Origin of the sequence: Micromonospora sp. NPDC005206 (genome assembly GCF_040608175.1) — a bacterium.
GTDB lineage: Bacteria > Actinomycetota > Actinomycetes > Mycobacteriales > Micromonosporaceae > Micromonospora.
In genome coordinates, this window is sequence record NZ_JBEXHU010000076.1 from 1 (window position 1) to 1667 (window position 1667).

Sequence of the window (1667 nt, forward strand, 5' to 3'; positions counted from 1 at the left end):
CCATTCGTGGGTGAGGGCGTAGGTGCCGGGGGCTGTTCGCGAGAGCATGTTCTCTTTGACCCAGCGACTGAGCTCGGCGGTCAGGCCTCGGTGATGGATCAGACCGAGGCCGGCGGCGATTTCCCGTGCGGTCCATGGTCGGTGTGGGTCAGTGCGCATGAGTTGCAACGTTCGATCGCGTCGCCCGTCGGGGTGAAGTGTCGAGGCGGGCAGCACGGTGATCGTGATGTTCGTGATTGATGCCGCTCCGTCGATCAGGCGCTGTGCTGGTGGTGCCGCGTATCGGGAGATAGGGCACTTCACGCGGCGCGCGGAGATTCGTGGACGGCGTGGAGGCAGCAGATTGGTGAGGACGGCATGCGCGATCCGGCCGGGCGTTGACTTGATCACGGTGGGAAGTATCCCGTCCGCAGCGACGACTTGATCTCGGGCTGTCTCGAGCGCGACGGTGAACGCGGCGCGATCGGGGTCGGTGCCGGGAACGGACTCGACGGCTTCTGCCACCGCGCGGCGCAGGGCCTGGTAGAGCGTGAGCTGGGCCCAGATTTCCTGTTCAATGCCGTAGGCATCCTGTGAGCGCAGGACGAGCCCTTGCAGGAGGGTGTGGCGTAGTGAGTAGAAGGCCGACTCGACTTCCCATCGCTCGTGGTAGAGCGCAATGAGTTCTTGCGCGGGATATCGCCGGTGATCGGTCAGGGTGGTGGCCAGGCGGTAGTCGCCGCCCAGTTGGAGTCCTTTGCCGGTGGTCACGCTGATGTGAGCGTCGATGATGCGAAGAGCCACCCCGTTGATCCGGGTGAGGTAGGTGCCGTCGGGAAGGCACGATTGCCTGGCCGGGGTTCGGCGGCCTTTGAGACGAACCAGCAACTGAGCGCCGGTGCGAGCCGCCTTGGCGAGAAAGTCGTCAGCGTCGAAGCCCCGGTCATTGAGCAGCAGCATTCCGTCATCGAGCAGCGGGAGTAGCTGCTCGGCATACGCGTTCTCGCTGACGTCAACGGGCCCGAACACCGCCCCCAATAGTGAACGGGTGCCCGTCTCGCACAAGGCCACGATCCGCAGCATCGGGTATCCGTCCTGACCGAAGCGGTGCTTGATCTTCCCCAGCCAGGCGGCCGCTCGTGGTCGGTCCGGTGCCTTGGTTGAGCTACATCCATCGAACGCGACGGTTCGCCAGCGCCGGTAGCGCACACCCGGAACGTTCGGCCGGGCAACTGGCCCGGCGAGAGTCTCGAACAGCAGCTTGATCGGGGCTGGACCCAGCCTGCGGCGGACATCTCGCAGTGCCTTCTCCGATGGCCGGCGCAGGGACAACCCGTCGAGGCCGGCGACCAGCTTGTCCCATACCCGTGCATGGCCCAGCATCGGAAACATCGCCAGAGCCAGGGTGAAATAGACCCCCACCCGTGAGGGCAGCAGCCGTACCCGGCGTTGCGTCGTGCGGGTGCGCTCCAGCAGGTCGTCCACCAGCTCGAACGGGATTTGTCTGGTCAGCTCCCCCAGGTGGCCAGGGGCGAAGACGCCTTCGGCCACCGTGACGGTGCGGGAAAGGACGACGGTACGGCTTCGGTGGGACAACAGGCTCCTCAAAGACGATCTTTGCGGACGTCTTGTCCTATCAGGAGCTAAACCGTCTCAAGCCCAGAGGTCCCAACCTGCTTGACACGTCA

At 65.0% G+C, this 1667-nt stretch carries 1 protein-coding gene; it reads right to left on the reverse strand.

From position 1 onward, the window contains the following. Positions 1 to 1575 (reverse strand): IS4 family transposase (locus ABZU69_RS37060; protein ID WP_354968865.1); only part of this gene is annotated, 1575 nt, incomplete at its 3' end. Positions 1576 to 1667: the final 92 nt, after the last annotated feature.